Origin of the sequence: Clostridium sp., from assembly GCF_017888565.1 — a bacterium.
Classification (GTDB): domain Bacteria; phylum Bacillota; class Clostridia; order Clostridiales; family Clostridiaceae; genus Clostridium.
Genome location: NZ_JAGHFX010000096.1, coordinates 1 through 17,019 on the forward strand (window position 1 = coordinate 1; position 17,019 = coordinate 17,019).

Annotated in this window: 19 protein-coding genes, 1 pseudogene and 1 riboswitch; of the genes and pseudogenes, 17 read left to right on the top strand and 3 right to left on the bottom strand. The window is 27.8% G+C overall.

Annotated elements, in window-relative coordinates:
* Positions 1 to 228: 228 nt before the first annotated feature.
* From J7M87_RS18615 to J7M87_RS20475, 3 genes and pseudogenes are all read right to left on the bottom strand, one after another.
* Positions 229 to 906, bottom strand: a complete 678-nt coding sequence (locus J7M87_RS18615; RefSeq protein ID WP_291653460.1) for a hypothetical protein — start codon at positions 904 to 906, stop codon at positions 229 to 231.
* 45 nt (positions 907 to 951) lie between these two features.
* Positions 952 to 1,611, bottom strand: a pseudogene (locus J7M87_RS20470) (alpha-amylase family glycosyl hydrolase); the annotation flags it as partial.
* Positions 1,612 to 1,626: 15 nt separating this feature from the next.
* Positions 1,627 to 2,007, bottom strand: coding sequence for a hypothetical protein (locus J7M87_RS20475; RefSeq protein ID WP_365846265.1), 381 nt, complete (start codon positions 2,005 to 2,007; stop codon positions 1,627 to 1,629).
* A gap of 323 nt (positions 2,008 to 2,330) precedes the next feature.
* Between J7M87_RS20475 and J7M87_RS18630 the strand changes: the two genes are divergently transcribed.
* The 17 genes from J7M87_RS18630 to J7M87_RS18710 form a co-directional block, all read left to right on the top strand.
* The gene (locus tag J7M87_RS18630) at positions 2,331 to 3,014 is read left to right on the top strand and encodes a pseudouridine synthase (protein ID WP_291653462.1); all 684 of its coding nucleotides are present in this window, start codon (positions 2,331 to 2,333) and stop codon (positions 3,012 to 3,014) included.
* Positions 3,015 to 3,205: 191 nt separating this feature from the next.
* Positions 3,206 to 3,685, top strand: a complete 480-nt coding sequence (locus J7M87_RS18635) for a hypothetical protein (RefSeq protein ID WP_291653464.1) — start codon at positions 3,206 to 3,208, stop codon at positions 3,683 to 3,685.
* Positions 3,686 to 3,834: 149 nt separating this feature from the next.
* On the top strand, positions 3,835 to 4,944 hold the full coding sequence (gene cobT / locus J7M87_RS18640; protein WP_291653465.1) for a nicotinate-nucleotide--dimethylbenzimidazole phosphoribosyltransferase: 1,110 nt from the start codon (positions 3,835 to 3,837) through the stop codon (positions 4,942 to 4,944).
* The gene (locus J7M87_RS18645) at positions 4,945 to 5,478 is read left to right on the top strand and encodes a cob(I)yrinic acid a,c-diamide adenosyltransferase (protein ID WP_291653466.1); all 534 of its coding nucleotides are present in this window, start codon (positions 4,945 to 4,947) and stop codon (positions 5,476 to 5,478) included.
* Positions 5,475 to 6,026, top strand: coding sequence for a bifunctional adenosylcobinamide kinase/adenosylcobinamide-phosphate guanylyltransferase (locus tag J7M87_RS18650; protein WP_291653467.1), 552 nt, complete (start codon positions 5,475 to 5,477; stop codon positions 6,024 to 6,026). Before J7M87_RS18645 ends, J7M87_RS18650 begins: the two co-directional genes overlap by 4 nt.
* Entirely contained in the window at positions 6,023 to 6,781 is a 759-nt protein-coding gene (locus tag J7M87_RS18655) for an adenosylcobinamide-GDP ribazoletransferase (RefSeq protein WP_291653468.1), read from the top strand. Before J7M87_RS18650 ends, J7M87_RS18655 begins: the two co-directional genes overlap by 4 nt.
* A gap of 199 nt (positions 6,782 to 6,980) precedes the next feature.
* The gene (locus J7M87_RS18660) at positions 6,981 to 7,370 is read left to right on the top strand and encodes a bifunctional adenosylcobinamide kinase/adenosylcobinamide-phosphate guanylyltransferase (protein WP_291653469.1); all 390 of its coding nucleotides are present in this window, start codon (positions 6,981 to 6,983) and stop codon (positions 7,368 to 7,370) included.
* A complete protein-coding gene (locus tag J7M87_RS18665; RefSeq protein ID WP_291653471.1) occupies positions 7,363 to 7,971 on the top strand; it encodes a histidine phosphatase family protein in 609 nt (202 codons plus the stop codon). The genes J7M87_RS18660 and J7M87_RS18665 overlap by 8 nt, the downstream gene beginning before the upstream one ends.
* 37 nt (positions 7,972 to 8,008) lie before the next feature.
* Complete coding sequence (locus J7M87_RS18670) at positions 8,009 to 8,953, top strand: cobalamin biosynthesis protein (RefSeq protein WP_291653472.1); 945 nt, start codon at positions 8,009 to 8,011, stop codon at positions 8,951 to 8,953.
* A complete protein-coding gene (gene cobD, locus J7M87_RS18675; RefSeq protein WP_291653474.1) occupies positions 8,953 to 10,026 on the top strand; it encodes a threonine-phosphate decarboxylase CobD in 1,074 nt (357 codons plus the stop codon). Before J7M87_RS18670 ends, cobD begins: the two co-directional genes overlap by 1 nt.
* Before the next feature lie 55 nt (positions 10,027 to 10,081).
* A riboswitch (cobalamin riboswitch) is annotated at positions 10,082 to 10,259 on the top strand.
* 201 nt (positions 10,260 to 10,460) lie between these two features.
* Complete coding sequence (locus J7M87_RS18680) at positions 10,461 to 11,378, top strand: ABC transporter substrate-binding protein (protein WP_291653476.1); 918 nt, start codon at positions 10,461 to 10,463, stop codon at positions 11,376 to 11,378.
* Positions 11,365 to 12,399 carry an iron ABC transporter permease gene (locus tag J7M87_RS18685; protein ID WP_291653478.1) on the top strand — a complete coding sequence of 345 codons (1,035 nt, stop codon included), beginning with the start codon at positions 11,365 to 11,367 and terminating at the stop codon, positions 12,397 to 12,399. Before J7M87_RS18680 ends, J7M87_RS18685 begins: the two co-directional genes overlap by 14 nt.
* 10 nt (positions 12,400 to 12,409) lie before the next feature.
* Positions 12,410 to 13,165 carry an ABC transporter ATP-binding protein gene (locus J7M87_RS18690; protein ID WP_291653480.1) on the top strand — a complete coding sequence of 252 codons (756 nt, stop codon included), beginning with the start codon at positions 12,410 to 12,412 and terminating at the stop codon, positions 13,163 to 13,165.
* A 15-nt stretch (positions 13,166 to 13,180) separates the two neighbouring features.
* Positions 13,181 to 13,846 (top strand): diphthine--ammonia ligase, encoded by a 666-nt coding sequence (locus J7M87_RS18695; protein WP_291653482.1) that lies wholly within the window; start codon positions 13,181 to 13,183, stop codon positions 13,844 to 13,846.
* The gene (locus J7M87_RS18700) at positions 13,839 to 15,332 is read left to right on the top strand and encodes a cobyric acid synthase (protein WP_291653484.1); all 1,494 of its coding nucleotides are present in this window, start codon (positions 13,839 to 13,841) and stop codon (positions 15,330 to 15,332) included. The genes J7M87_RS18695 and J7M87_RS18700 overlap by 8 nt, the downstream gene beginning before the upstream one ends.
* A gap of 311 nt (positions 15,333 to 15,643) precedes the next feature.
* The gene (locus J7M87_RS18705) at positions 15,644 to 16,351 is read left to right on the top strand and encodes a phosphatase PAP2 family protein (protein WP_291653486.1); all 708 of its coding nucleotides are present in this window, start codon (positions 15,644 to 15,646) and stop codon (positions 16,349 to 16,351) included.
* A 492-nt stretch (positions 16,352 to 16,843) separates the two neighbouring features.
* The coding region (locus J7M87_RS18710; RefSeq protein WP_365846278.1) for a rubredoxin-like domain-containing protein at positions 16,844 to 17,019 on the top strand (176 nt) is incomplete at its 3' end.

The following is a 17,019-nucleotide window of genomic DNA, read 5'->3' on the forward strand; positions in this document are numbered from 1 at the left end:
GCATTTATTTTAAATTCTGCACTATAAGCTTTGTGCTTTATTGACATAAAAAATCACCCCATTATGTAGATTGTACACGACCTTTTATTGACTGTCTACATAATGGGGGTAAGACCATTTCGTGAGATCCTTTATAAAAATAAGATATTAACTTTTTTAAGACAATAAAGTTTGCTTTAAATTGAATAAATTTTATATTAAATAGATTTCTGAGACTGAGATATTTTTTTACTTTACTTCTTCTAATAATACAACACCATTGCTATCAGCTTTGACAGTAACTTTACCATCCTTAACTGTATATTTCTTGCCAGTATAAAAATCTCTTATAGATATAGAATCTTCCCATACAGATGATAAATCTATAGTTGCTTCATTAGAAACACCAGTGGCAATAATAACCTTATCATTAAAATTATTTTTATTATAAATTCTGGTAAAAGTATAAGGATAAGTTTGAATTTCCCTATGTTCTCCTGCACCTACTGAAATATGATTTGATCTAAACTTACCAAGTTTTTGCCAGTGGGATAGTACATCCTTATCTATATTATCCCAATTCATATCTGATCGTGAAGGTTGATCTTTAGCAGTTGTTACAGTATTTGTCGAAGGTTTACGATTTGATTCATCCCCGTAATAAATTTCTATGCCACCAGGAGCTAACATAAGCTTTGTGCCTAAATTTATCATATTACCTCTAGTTAATCCAGTATCATGAGATGATATATAACTTAAAACATTAAATGAAGGATCAGAGTTTAATTTATCTGCATATTCAGAATAAAGTTCTTCTAATGAATCTAAGCTATCTCCTTTTGGAAATTTAAAGTTTATAATAGAATCAAATCCGTTATTGTAATATTCATTTTTATCAAGCCCTTGTCCAAAAACTTCACCTGTCATCCAAAAATCATCGGTCCATTTAGCACCAGGTTTATCAGGATTTTTCTATCTCCAAGTTTTTAGAGCTTTATTTGATTCTTCCTTTAATTCTTGCCATCTATACATATCTATATGTTTAGCTGTATCACATCTAAAGCCATCTATTCCAAACTCTTCTACCCAAGAAGATAGCCACTTTATTATATACTCTGAAGGAGCTATATTTAAGTTTTCTCTATATTTTTCAGTAGCTGGAATTATCCATTTCTCGTTTTTCTCTGCAATATCTTTTTCCCATTTAGTTTTAAGTATAGGTGGAATATCTATAGGTCTTGTGGATTCTGTTTTTATATCTGGTAATCCAGAAAGGTTCATTGTGATATCATTTGAACCACCAGGACTATATCCAGGTAGTTCAGCTCTTATCCAATCATATCCCCACCATTTTGCCCATTCTTCTTTATGTCCAGAATAATCAACTATAGTTTTATTATAAGTATCAAAGTTTTCATTTTCACTAGGATTCCAGTTAGAAATATCTACTGTATCATTTTTAAGTGGTGAAAACTCATAATCAGACATATCTTTTAAAGTAGAAAATCCAGTATGATTCATTACAACATCTAAAACAATTCTTATTCCTTTTGAGTGAGCCAAGTCAACAAATTCTCTCATTTCTTCAATAGTACCCATATTCTTATCTATTGAAGTCCAATCTAAAGCATAATACCCATGATAACCTTAATGAGCAAAGGAGCCATTTGAGTCTCCAGAGATAAATCCATGTATCTGTTCTACAGGAGATGTAAGCCAAATTGCATTGATTCCTAAATCATCAAAATATCCTTCTTTTAACTTTTTAGTTAAACCCTTAATATCTCCCCCATGAAAAGTGCCAACTGTTGATCCTTTAGAATCTACACTAACTCTTCCATATGAATTATTATTAGATTTATCGCCATCATAAAATCTATCAGTCATTACAAAATAAAGACTAACATTATCCCATGAAAAAGGTTTATCTTCGAGAGTATTATTGTTTTTTATAAATAGGTTAAAGGAAATTATTATAGCAGTTAAAACTAAGAATATTGATAAATAAATTATTTTTTTATTCTTCATAGTACCCCTCCTAGAAATATCCTAAGTTGAATTTAACACAGTTCATTTATGACAACAATTGTAAATGATTAGTGTTAGATATATTTGGACGGGAGTACAAAAATATAAATTCAATTTTGTTATAAATTGCGAATTAAACATAATGATATGTATTAACTTTCCGATTTAATACATATCATTAATGAGGCTAATTCCTAATTTAACTGTGTAAAGTGGCAGAATATAAGTTAGCGTACCTTTATATTCGCAAATTATAAACATGGATTATTAATTAAAACAAATATATAATATAAAAATCAGATATAGAAAGGATAATTTGTACAGTGAGGATAAATAAATTACTAAGTAATTATGGATATTGTTCAAGAAAAGAAGTAAATAGATGGATTGAGGATAAAAGAATAATCGTTAATGGAAAGCTATGTCAGCAAGGGCAATGGGTTGAGGAAAGTGATGAGATATTATTAGATGGTGAAAAAGTGAAGCCGAAGGAAAAGATATATATAGCATTAAACAAGCCACCAGGAGTAGTTTGCACTTCTGCAAGAGAAATAGATAATAATATAATTGATTTTTTAAATTACAAAGAGTATGTTTTTCCAGTTGGAAGGTTAGATAAGGACTCTCAAGGTTTAATTTTAATGACAAATGACGGTGAATTAGCAAATAAAATATTATCTTCAGATAGTTACCATGAAAAAGAATATATTGTCACCTTAGATAGAGATTTTGATGATAGTTTTATTGAGGGAATGTCTAATGGGGTTGAGATATTAGGAACTATTACTAGACCATGTAAATTAAGAAGAATAGATAAGAATATATTTAGTATTGTTTTAACTCAAGGACTGAATAGGCAAATAAGAAGAATGAGTAAAGCTTTTGGATATAATGTTATAAAGCTAGAACGTATAAGGATAATGAACATTATGTCCAATGATATAGAATTAGGTAAATGGAGATTTATAAATAAAGAAGTTATAAGTAATCTTATAGAGAAAATTTAATGGATTATATAATCAATTTTTATAAAATATGAAAAAAAATTTAGGAATAGGACTATAGTCCTATTTTTTTATGACTATTTTTGAAGAAAATAGGACTTTAAAATTAAATGAAAAAGTATAAAAATATAAATAGATGATTATTTAAAATAAGGGATTAAAAGGGAGATATTTGAAATTAAAGGAGGCTTAATATGAATTGTATTGAAATAGATGAAATTCTATCAACTACAGTGTTGTATGAAGGTTTTTTTAATTATAATGAATTCTTTAAAATATCAAAGGATAGCATACATAAGGCTTTATCGATTGTTAATAAGTATAAAAGCTATTGTAGTGATTCAGACTTAGATAAGAAGGAAGTATATTTAAAAAAAATTGGGGATTCATTTTCGCGAGAGTTTATTTATAAATTTAATGACTATATTTCAATTAATAAAATAAAGTATCCTTCACATGGAAGAGAACTTATGTATTATGAAGTTTATGAAATAATAGATTTTGAAAATGAAATTGATAGATTAATACTTTTTGGTTCATATACAGGCAATGATAAGGAATTTATAGAAATATTGTTAAATGGGGTTAGTGTAAAAAATATAAGAATAAAGCTTGTAAATAAAAATAATATTTGGCCTAATTCTTCAGAAATTACTTTTGAAAAGTATAATTAAAATTTATAACTATTGTGTTATTAATAGTACATCCGCAGATTAAGTATATTAAACTGTGGATTTTTTTGTATATAAAAATAGTGCTTTATTGACTTTTAGATGAATTTTAATATATCATAACAAAAAGAAGTAGACTAGGGGGAGATGGCATGACTCATAGAGAAATAGTTGAAATTGTAATAAATAATATTGATGAAATAAACTATAAAGCTAAAGAAGAAGCAATAAGAAGAGTAGATTCTTTAGCAAAGCCACTTGGGAGCTTAGGTAAACTTGAAGATATTGCTATTAAACTAGCTGGAGTAACAGGAAAAGTAAAAAATAAAATAGAAAAAAAGTGCATAATAATTTTTTCAGCAGATAATGGAGTTGTAGAAGAAGGCATTGCATCTGCTCCTCAATATGTAACATTAGCACAAACTATTAATTTTTCGAAAGGACTGACAGGTGTTGCAGTTCTTGCAAAAGAGAGTGGGACTGATTTATTGGTAGTTGATATTGGTGTTGATTGTAAAGGTGAGATACCAGGAGCAATTAATAGAAAAATTAGACGGGGTACTAATAACATAGCAAAAGAAGCAGCTATGACTTATGATGAATGTATTGAAGGAATTTATATAGGTATTGATATGGCTAGAGAAGCTAGGAAAAAAGGCTATGACATAATTGGTGTTGGAGAAATGGGAATAGGAAATACAACTACTAGTAGTTCGGTTTTAGCAGCTTTAATAAACTGTGAATTTGAAGATGTTGTAGGAAAAGGTGCAGGGTTAACAGATGATGCTTTTGAGAAGAAGAAGCAAGTAGTTAGGAAAGCGATAGAGTTAAATAAGCCTAATCCTAATGATCCAATTGATGTAGTAGCTAAAGTTGGTGGATTTGATTTAGCTGGAATGGTAGGGGTTTTTCTAGGAGCTTCATATTATAAAATACCAGTTGTAATAGATGGATTTATATCAGCAGTTGCGGCATTAATAGCTATAAAACTAAATAAAAATGTTAAAAATTATCTTATATCATCTCATTGCTCAAAGGAAATTGGATACAATATTGCAATGGATAATATAGGATTAGAGCCAATGCTTAATTTAGATATGAGGCTTGGGGAAGGAAGTGGGTGCCCAATAGCTTTTTCTATAGTTCAATATGCATGTGCTATGATGAATAATATGGCAACTTTTAATGAAGCAGAAATAGATCCTAGTTATTTAGACAAAGTTAGGGATAAAAAAAATTATATTGTAGATAGGAGAATTTAAATGAATTTAGGACTTATTCATATATATTGTGGGAATGGAAAAGGAAAGACAACGGCGGCAATGGGATTAGGGGTAAGAGCTGCTGGTAGAGGATATAAGGTATTACTTACTCAGTTTTTGAAGGATAATGAATCGGGAGAATTAAAATCTATAGAGAAATTAAATGATAATTTTCATGTTCTTTTTGGTGAACCAATGAAGAAGTTTTTTAAGTATTTAAGTGATGAAGATAAATTAGCTGTAATAAAAGAACATAGAGAGAGATTTGAAAAAGTAACTCAAAAAGCTGTGAAAGAAAAGTATGATTTACTAATAATGGATGAAATTATGGCATCATTAACATATGGAGTTCTTGAATTAGACAAGGTAGTTGGATTTTTAAAAAATAAACCTGAAAATTTAGAGGTAGTTTTGACAGGGAGAAATCCTGATGAGACCTTAATTGAAATTGCAGATTATGTATCTGAAATTAATCCAATAAAACATCCATTTGTAGATAAAAAGATTCCAGCGAGGATTGGAATAGAAAAATGATTATATTAGTAGTTGGCGGATCAAAAAGTGGAAAATCAATGCTTGGTCAACATCTATCGAAAAAATTAGAAGATAAAGATTGTGATTTATACTATATTGCTACAATGAGGCCTTACGATAAAGAAGATATAAAAAGAATTAATAATCATTTAATGGAAAGAGAAGGTTGGGGTTTTAAAACAATTGAGCAAAGTAGAAATATAGAAGAAGTAGCAGCAAAAGTAAAAAAAGGAGATACTCTTTTATTAGATAGTGTTACATCAATAGTTACAAATGAAATGTTTATTGGAGAGCAATTTATAATGAATGTAAGTGGAAAAATATTTGATGGAATAAAAAAATTATCTAGTAAAGATATAAACTTAGTTATAGTAACAGATTATTTATTTAGTGATTCTATAGTTTATGATGATTATACTGAAGCGTTTAGAAGAGAAATGGGAAAAGTAAATATGAATTTAGCTAAGATATCAGATATTGTTATAGAATGTTGTTTTAATAATAATATAATCCATAAGGGAAAAAAATATGTAGGTGATTTAATATGATGAAGTTAATAAACGCTTTTATAATGGCATTAGGCATGTTTACAGTAATACCTATGCCTTATAAGAAGTGGGATGATGATGGAGTAAGACATATGATGAAGCTTTATCCATTAGTGGGGCTTGTTGTAGGATTGATGCATTATGCTGTTTATAAAGCTATTAGTATTTTTAATATATCTACAATTTTGATAGCAGCAATTACTATGGTAACTCCATTTATCATAACGGGAATGTTGCATTTAGACGGATATATGGATGTATGTGATGCTTTATTATCAAGAAGGGATCAAAAAGAAAAGGTAAGAATATTAAAAGATCCTAATACAGGAGCTTTTGCAGTAATATCATTAGCAATTTTATTTATAATTGATTTTGCATCTATCTACACACTAGTAGATAAAACAGAAAACATAATTGGATTGATTATTATACCTATTATTTCAAGAAGTTTAATGGGGCTTATGTTATTAAAAAAGGAATCTATGAAGGAAAGTTCCCTTGGTGCATACTTTAAAAAAGGGACAGGAAAAGCAGATATATACATTTTATATTTATTTTTATTTATAGCAACTTTAGTCTTTATATATTTTATTGGATATAAGGGGCTTATAGTTTCATTAGGAATGATAATTTCAGCATTAATTTCAGTAAATAACAGTACAAAAGAATTAGGTGGGATGTCAGGAGATAGTGCTGGATATGGTCTTGTAATTTCAGAGTTAATAGGAACAATATGTTTAGCAATAATTTTATAAATTGTGAATTAAACATAATCATATGTATTAACTTTTCGATTTTTATATAATTTCGAATACAATTCTAAATTATAATAAAATCTCCAATTTAATACATATCATTAATGAGGCTAATTCCTAATTTAACTGTGTAAAGTGGTAGAATATAAGTTATCGTAGCCTTTATATTCTCAATTTATAACAAAGGGTGTGTTTAATTTTGATTCTTGTATTTGGTGGAGCTTATAGCGGTAAATTAAGTTTTGTTAAAGAGAAGTTCAATATTTCTGATGAAGAAGTAATAACAATAGATAATGTAGATAATCTAGAGATAGATTTCTCAAAAAAAGTATTAAATAAATTTCACAATTTAACCTATAAAATGTCTTTAGAAAATCAAGACCCATTAAAATATATTTTAGAAAATGAAAGTTTATTTAAAGATAAAATAATTATTAGTGATGATATATGTGAAGGGATAGTTCCATTGAAAAAAGAAGATAGAATATGGCGAGAGAATACTGGAAAGTGCCTTCAATATTTAAGTAAGAATTCTAAAGAAGTATATAGAGTTTTTTGTGGAATTCCAATGGTGATCAAAGATGAGTAGTATTGAAGTTTATTTACTTAGGCATGGTAGGACTATTTGTAATGAAAAAAGATTATATTGTGGTAAAACAGATGTAAGTTTAAGTGAGGAAGGAATTAAAGAACTAAAGATTTTAAAATCAATAATGATATATCCAAGATGCAATAAATATTTTACTAGTGGAGCAGTTAGAGCAAATGAAACTTTTAATATTCTTTATGAAGATGAGCCTTATGAAGAATTATCAGGATTTTTTGAATATGATTTTGGAGATTTTGAAATGAAATCCTATGAGGATTTAAAAGAGAATAAGCTCTATATAAATTGGATTATGGATGAAATTGGTTATGTAAGATGTCCAAATGGTGAAAGTAAAAATCAATATAAAAAACGTATTAAGAAAGAGTTTAATAATTTTATAGAAGCTATAAATTCAAATGGATATGAGTCAGTTTTACTAATTTCACATGGAGGAACAATAGGAACTATATTAGAATGTTTTTATGATGATAGTAAAAACTTTTATAGCTGGCAACCTAAATGTGGAGAAGGATATAAGCTTAAAATAGAATTTCAGGAGAAAAGTTTTAAAATAAAAGAAGTTTTAGAAATAAAGAGTTAAAAATAGATAAAAGTAAAATTATCAAAGAGGGAATAAGATGATACAATTAACTATAGGATATATTTTGGATTTAATAATAGGAGATCCTCAAAACCCTATTCATCCAATAAGGTTAATAGGTAATACTTGTAGATTTTTAGAAGGTATATTTAGAAAACTATGTAAAAATACTTTAAAGATAGCAGGATTGTTGACTTGGATTTTTAGTGTTTTAATAGTTTATTTTATTAATTACTATATAATAAAAATTAGTTTTAATATTAATCATATTTTAGGAATAATTATAAGTGGTATAATAATATATTTTTGTATTTCAACAAAAGCCTTAAAAGTAGAAGGACTAAAAGTAATATCATATATATTAAAAGATGATATAGAGGGAGCAAGAAAGCAGCTTTCTTATATTGTTGGTAGGGATACTAAAAACTTAGATAAGGAAGCTATTTTACGAGCAGTAGTAGAAACTATAGCAGAAAATATGTCAGATGGTATAGTAGCGCCAATTTTTTATGCTGGACTTTTAGGTGCGCCATTTGCAATGGTATATAAAGCTGTTAATACTATGGATTCTATGTTTGGATATAAAAATGAAAAGTATAAGGATTTTGGATTTTTTCCAGCGAAATTAGATGATGTATTTAATTATATACCAGCCAGATTAAGTGGGATGCTTATAGTAATTGCAGCATTAATATTAGGACAAAATTATAAAAACAGTTTTAAGATTTATATAAGAGATAGGAATAATCATAGTAGTCCTAATAGTGCTCATCCAGAAGCAGCAGTTGCAGGGGCTCTGGGGCTTAGATTAGGTGGAGCTAATTACTATTTTGGTAAACTAGTAGAAAAGCCAACTATAGGAGATGATATGAAGAAAATAGAAGTTTTAGATGTATATAAAACTAACAATATTTTGTATTTGGTATCATTTTTTAGCTACTTAGTAGCAATAATTTTATCTTTAATTGGAGGGAGGGCATAATGAGTAAAGTAGTTCATGGTGGTAACATAGATGAATTATCAAGAAGATATAACTTAAATAAAGAAAAGCTTATAGATTTTTCGGCTAATATAAATCCTATTGGAGCAAATATAAATGTTAAGATGGAGCTTATGAGAGCAATAGATAAAATTGAAAGATATCCAGATATAACATACTATGATTTAAAATTATCAATAAGCAAGTTTGAAGATATAGAAATTAAAGATCTAACATTAGGAAATGGTGCAGCAGAAGTTATATTTAATTTAGTTAGGGCATTAACTCCTAAAAAGGTACTTATTCCAGCACCAACATTTGGAGAATACGAAGAAGCAGTTTTTAGTGTTAATGGAGGTATAGAATATTATTATTTAAGAGAAAATAATAATTGGAATATAGCTGAAGATATATTAAATTACATAACTGAAGATATAGATATGGTCTTTATTTGCAATCCAAACAATCCAACAGGAAATTTAACTAATAAGGACATAATATTGAAGGTTGCAAATAAGGCTTTAAAAACTAATACAATAGTTGTTATAGATGAATCATTTTTAGATTTTGTTAAAGAGAGGAATAGTTATTCAGCAGTAGATTTATTGAATGATTATGAAAATATTTTTATTTTAAAGTCGATGACTAAATTCTTTGCTATACCTGGAATTAGAATAGGATATGGAATGTCAAAAAATCAAGATATTATGAAAAAGATAAATGATATATCTGTGCCTTGGAATGTTAATGTTATGGCTGAAAGGGCAGCTATAGTTGCTTTAGAAGAAAGCGATTATATAAAGAGTACTATAGAATATATAGAGCAGGAAAAAGATTTTCTATTTAATGAACTCAGCAAAATAGAAAAAATAAAGGTGTTTAAACCACAAGTAAATTTTATTATGTTTAAAACTATGGAATTTATAGATTTAAAGGATAAAATGTTAAGTGAAAATATAATTATCAGAAGTTGTAGTAACTATAAAGGGCTAGATAAAAATTATTATAGAATTGCAGTTAGAACTAGAGCCGAAAATGAAGAGCTCATAAGCACTTTAAAAAATATATTAAAATAGTATATTTTAATTGACATATTATATCATTAATAATATAATTCTATTTGAAATTTAGACTATATTAACTATATAAGGTGCTTTTCAAGCTTAATAGGGAATCAGGTAAAATTCCTGAGCTACCCCAGTAACCGTGAAATGGACGAAATCTATTAATACCACTGCAAAATGCGCGGGAAGGTTAGAGAGTAGGATGAAGTAAAGCCGGGAGACCTGCCTTCTATAGACGGACTGTTATCTTCTGAGGGTGAGATAATAGGAATACTATTATAGTTTTAAGTTATTTTTAATAGATAATACAAGCTGTTTTCTATTATTCAATAATTTAAAATTATTAAATATGTATTTTAGGCATACTCTTAGTATGCCTTTTTATTTTGTAGAAAAAGTTATATTTCTACAAAATAAGCCCTAATAAAAATTAGGAGGAAAGTATTATGAAAAAAGGAAGAAAAATTCTTTCGTTAGTTTTTGCAATGTTATTTTCTTTAGCATTATTCGCTGGTTGTGCAGAAACTACAAAAACTATGACAGACAGAGAGGGAAATGAATTTACCCTACCAAAGAAAGTAGAAAAAATTATATCAACTGCACCATCTAATACAGAAGTATTAGTCGAGTTAGGACTTGCAGATAAGTTAGTTGCAGTAGATAAATATTCAGCAGATGTAGAAGGAATAAGTGAAGATCTACCTAAAATAGATTTTAGAAATCCAGATGCAGAAACTATAATATCATTAGAGCCAGATATAATTATTGCATCAGGACATAACAAAGTAGGCGATAATGATCCATTCCAATTAGTTAAAGAGGCTGGAATACCAGTTGTTTATATTCCAAGTAGTTATAGTATAGATGGAATATATGGAGATATAGAGTTTATAGCTGAAGTAACTAAAACTCAAAAGCAAGGAAAAGAAATTGTTGATAACATGAAAAAAGAAGTTGAAGCTATAAAAGCTATTGGCGATAAAATAACAGATAAAAAGAAAGTTTATTTTGAAATAGGATCAGGAGCTAAGTTAAGTAGTTTTGGTCAAGATACTTTCTTAAATGAAATGATTGAAATAATTGGGGCAGAAAATATATTTGCTAATGAAAAATCATGGATATCACCAACACCAGAAGCAATAATTTCAGCTAATCCAGATGTTATATTAACAAATATGCCAGATATAGATGGAGTAAAAGCTGTTGATGATATAAAGAGCCGTGATGGATGGGATAGTATAACAGCTATAAAAGAAGGTCAAGTTTATGGAATAGATAAAAATACATCAGCAAGACCATCTCAAAATGTTATAAAGGCTTTAAAGGAAATGGCTAAGGCTGTTTATCCAAATGAATATAAGTAAAGATAAAAAAAGTAAAACTTTGATGATATTATCAATACCACTAGTTATCTTAATAATTTGTATTGGAACTTCCATTGGAAGTTCCAATATTAGCATTATGGATATTATTTCAATAATACTTCATAAAGTATTTAATGCAAATTTACTAGAAGGTATTGAAGCAAAAGATGTTGCAATAATTTGGAGTATTAGATTACCAAGAGTATTATTAGCATTTACTGTTGGAGGAGCACTTGCGGCTAGTGGAGCTGTAGTACAATCGGTTTTAAAAAATCCATTAGCATCACCTTATACTTTAGGAGTATCATCAGGAGCATCTCTAGGAGTAGGACTATTAATAGTTTCAGGAATATCTATCCCTTTCCTTGGAAACTTTTCACTACCTCTAGTGGGATTTATAAGTAGTTTATTAACAATGATAATAGTATTACTATTTGCAAGTAAAGTAGATAAGGAATTATCAAATAGTACAATTATATTATCAGGAATGGTTTTTTCTTTATTCTTTAATGCGGCATTAACAACTATAACGGCTTTATTTACTGATAAGATAGAAGCTATAACTATGTGGCAAATGGGATCATTTTCCATGAGAGGATGGAGCTATCTTAAAGCAGGAATACCATTTTTTTTTATTGGAATAATTGGAGTAATGGCATTTGCTAGAGAAATGGATGTATTAACATTTGGAGAAGAGCAAGCAAAATCTATTGGTGTTCAGGCTGAAAAAGTTAAGAAGTATCTTTTTTTATTTGTGGCAGTATTAACAGGAGCAGCAGTATCAATAAGTGGAACTATAGGATTTGTGGACTTAATTGCTCCTCATATAGTGAGAAAGATATTTGGATCAAAGCATTCATATGTTATTCCTATGTCAATTGTATTTGGGGGATGTCTTATGGTGGTTACTGATTTAATTTCAAGAACTATAATAGTGCCATCAGAACTTCCAGTAGGGGCAGTAACAGCTATAATAGGAGCTCCATTTTTTGCTTATTTATACTTTAAAAAATCAAAGTAGGTGATTTAATATGCTAGAAGTTAAAAATGTTTGTTGTGGCTATAATGGAATAGATATTGTAAAACAAGTTAGTTTTAACATAAATAGAGGAGAAAACTTATGTATAGTTGGTCCTAATGGATGTGGCAAGAGTACTTTGTTAAAAGCTATATCTAATTTGATTTCTTTTAATGGAGAAATTAAGTTAGATGGAAAAAATATAAATACTTTAAAAAGAAAAGAGCTTGCAACTAAGATTGCATTAATGACGCAAAGCTCTAATATACAATTTCCTTATACTATTTATGAAACAGTTGCACTAGGAAGATATGCTCATCTTAATGGTATTTTTTCAAGATTAAATAAAAAAGATGAACTAATTATAAATGAGAGCTTAAGGATGGTTGGGATACTAGATATTAAAGATAAACTTATAAGTGAGTTATCCGGAGGGCAACTTCAAAGAGTATTTTTAGCAAGAGCTTTTGCACAAGATCCAGAAGTTATACTTTTAGATGAGCCAACAAATCATTTAGACTTAAGATATCAAATTGAAATATTAGATTATCTTAAAAACTGGGCTAAAGAAAAAAATAAAGTTGTTGTAGCTGTATTACATGATTTGAATTTAGTTCAGAATTTTGGAGACAGGGTTCTAATGATGAATGATGGAATTATAAAAGGAAATGGTAGTACAAAAGAAGTTTTAAATAGTAATGACCTGGAAGAAGTTTATGGAATAGATATAAAAACTTTTATGGTAAGAACTTTAGAAAAATGGAAATAGAAAGGAATAATTTAAATGAAGAAAAAGTTTGTCATGTCATATAGTTGCGGAAAAGACAGTACATTATCCTTATATAGAATGATAAAGAATGGACATAAGCCTGTTGCATTACTTATTACTGTTGATAAAAGGGTTTTAAGATCATGGTTTCATGGTGTGCCAAATGATTTATTAAATGAGGTATCAAAATCACTTGGAATTCCTCTTTTACTTGTAAAGTGTGAAGGAGAAGAATATTCAGAAGCTTTTAAAAAGGCATTAGATAAAGCAAAAAATGAACTAGGTGCAGAAGCGTGTGTTTTTGGAGATATAGATTTGGAAGCACATAGAGCGTGGTGTACAGATAGATGTAATGAAGTAGAAATGGAAGCTATATTCCCACTTTGGCTTGAAAATAGAGAAAAGTTAACCTATGAATTTATAGATACTGGATTTAAGACTGTTATCAAAAATGTTAGGTTAGATTCATTATCAACTGATTTTTTAGGAAAAGAATTAACTCATAAAGTGGTTGAAGATATAGTTAAAACAGGTTCAGATGCATGTGGAGAAAATGGAGAGTATCATACATTTGTATTTGATGGTCCGTTATTTAAGTATCCAATTAAATTTGAAGAAAATGGAGTAATTACAAATGAAACTCATGGGTTTTTAGACATAGTAGGTGTTATTAATGAGTAAAAGTATTATGTTGCTTGGAACTGCTTCTTCTGTAGGTAAAAGTACAATTGCTACAGCTTTTTGTAGATATTTTAAAAATAAAGGTTTAAAGGTGGCGCCATTTAAAGCATTAAATATTTCTCTAAATTCATATGTAACAGAAGAAGGGCTCGAAATGGGAAGAGCACAAGTGGTACAAGCTGAGGCTTGTGAAATAAAACCAAAAGCTTGGATGAATCCAATTCTTTTAAAGCCAAGTGGAAATATGAAAACACAAGTTATAGTGAATGGCAAAGTAAAATGCAATATGGATTCATATAAGTATAAAGATTTAAATAGGGAATTAAAGAAAATAGTTAATGAGACTTTTAATAATGTATCTAAAAGTTATGATTTAATGATTCTTGAAGGTTCAGGAAGTTGTGCAGAAATAAATTTAAAGGAAAATGATATAGCTAATATGTCTATGGCAAAGATGAGTGACTCACCTGTTATATTAGTTGCTGATATTGATAGGGGAGGAGTATTTGCATCAGTAGTAGGAACAATAATGCTTTTAGATGAAGATGAAAGAAAGAGAGTTAAAGGTGTAATAATAAATAAATTTAGAGGAAATGTAGAATATTTTAAGCCTGCAATGAAACAGCTAGAGGATATTATAGAAATACCTGTACTTGGAGCTATGCCTTATTTTGACTTAGATATAGAAGATGAAGATAGTGTAACAGAAAGACTAAAAAATAAAGAGACAAGTAGTGATAAGTTAGACGTTGTAGTGGTAAGGCTTCCTTATATGTCAAACTTTACAGATTTCAATTCATTAGGAAGATTAAATGAAGTATCATTAAGATATGTAGAAAGTGCAAATGATATTGGAAACCCTGATCTTTTAATAATACCGGGTAGTAAAAATACTATAGGAGATTTAAGATATATAAAGAAGAATGGAATATTCAATAAAGTTATGGAACTTAAGAAAAGTGGAACTTTGATTTGGGGAATTTGTGGTGGATATCAAATGCTTGGTAAAATTATTGAAGATAATTTAGGAGTAGAAGGAGATATAACGTCAGAGACTGGATTTGGATTTTTAGATATATGTACTAGCTTTAATGCAACTAAAGTAACAAAACAATCTGAAGGAAAAGTAACTTTAAATGAAATTACTCATATTAAGGATGTAAAAGTATTTGGATATGAAATTCATAATGGCATTAGTAATGTAAATAAAAATGCAATTCCATTCATTGAGTTAAATAATGGAGAAATAGCAGGTGTTATAAATAAAGACTATACAGTTTTTGGAACCTATCTTCATGGTATATTTGATAATGGAGAATTTTTAAATGCTTTTATAAAGTATCTATTAGAATTAAATAATATGGAAGAGATAATTGAAGATGTAATAAGCTATAATAAATATAAATTAAAGCAGTTTGATGAACTTTCTAAAATTTTGGAAGATAATATAGATATGAAAAAATTAGAAGAAATAATAAAGATATGATCTCATTATGAAATAGTGATGTCACATAATGAGAATATTGTATTTTAAATTAAGGGATGTTTGATACATCCCTATTTTTATAATTCCATTTCTTCACTTTTAAAGTGGATACATGTAGGTTCGTGGTGACTTTAATGAGCACAATTAGGTAAATAAAAATTATATCTTCACTTTTTATAAGAATATCTAAAGAAAATCTTATAAAATTCTTAAAGTTACTATCTAAATGCACAATATAATTTGAATATTGTAAAATAGTTAGTAAGAAGTAATTTTATATAACTTATGTTTTTAATAGGGAGTGCTTAAAAATGAGGGATGTATTAAAAAAAATTATAGAAAAATATAATTTAAATGAACTAAAATGGCTAGATTTAATATGGTTTGCTTTATTCCCGCTAATAAATATAAATTATATTATTTCAGGATCTATTGCAGAAAAAGGGAAAAATCTTAGTTTGTTTTTAGATAAAGAAATACCTTTTATATCTGCATTTATATTTCCTTATATATATTGGTACGTTTATATGTTTATAGGACTAATATTTATTTTATTAAAAGACCGTAGAAAATATATAAGGGCCCTTTTAGCAGTTTACATTGGTATGTCTGTCTGTTACCTTTTTTATTATTTGTTTCCAGTAGAAATAGTAAGGCCAACAGTTATGAATAATAGTTTTCCTAATAAATTGGTTAATATTATTTATCAAAATGATAGACCATTTAATTGTTTTCCATCTATACATGTATTAAACACTTATATAGTTATGAGATATACAAATAGAAAAGAGAATAAATCATGGTTTTATTACACTCAAATAGTAGGTATTTTGATTATTTTATCTACCTTATTTATAAAGCAACATTTTATCTTAGATGGAATAGCAGCCATGATATTAGGTGAGATAGTAATCTTAATATCTAAGAAAATTAAGGACAAGCACCTAGATAATATATTATTATTTCCTTATAAATTAATAGATAAGATAAAAGAAAAAAATGATATTTCTATAAATTAAAATTTTGTTTAAAAGTTTTATTTCAAATTTGGGTTACTACTTAGAAGATTAATAATATTGATGCTAGTTGTAAAAGAATTAGCGTGAGTGATGAAAAAATTATGATGAGAGAATAAAAATTATAGAAGATTTAATACTTATATTTAAAAGTAAATAATAATAAGAATTTAAGATTATTAGTTCTTATTATTATTTTTTATGCGTAGAATATAAAAGTTTGAAATTTTTAATATAGAAGGTTCTATTATTTAATGGTTGAAAATAGATTTAATTTATATTTTTTGTTAGTATTCAAGTTAGTAATATATAAGTTTTATTAAGTTGAAGTTGATGATATGATAACTTTTTTTTATATTTATTCCAAAAAAGAAAAAATAATTTATAAAAAACTATTTACAACTAATAATTATTATTATATAATAAAAACATCAAATAAAGCTTATATATAAATTAAGTATATAAATAATGTGGAATTTAGGAGGAGTTTAAATTATGAAGAAATTTGTTTGTACAGTATGTGGATACGTTCATGAAGGAGATACAGCACCAGAGGTATGTCCAGTATGTAAGGTAGGAGCTGATAAGTTCATGGAACAATCAGGAGACCTAGCTTGGGCAGATGAACATAGAGTAGGAGTTGCTAAAGATGTAGATCCAAGAGTTATGGA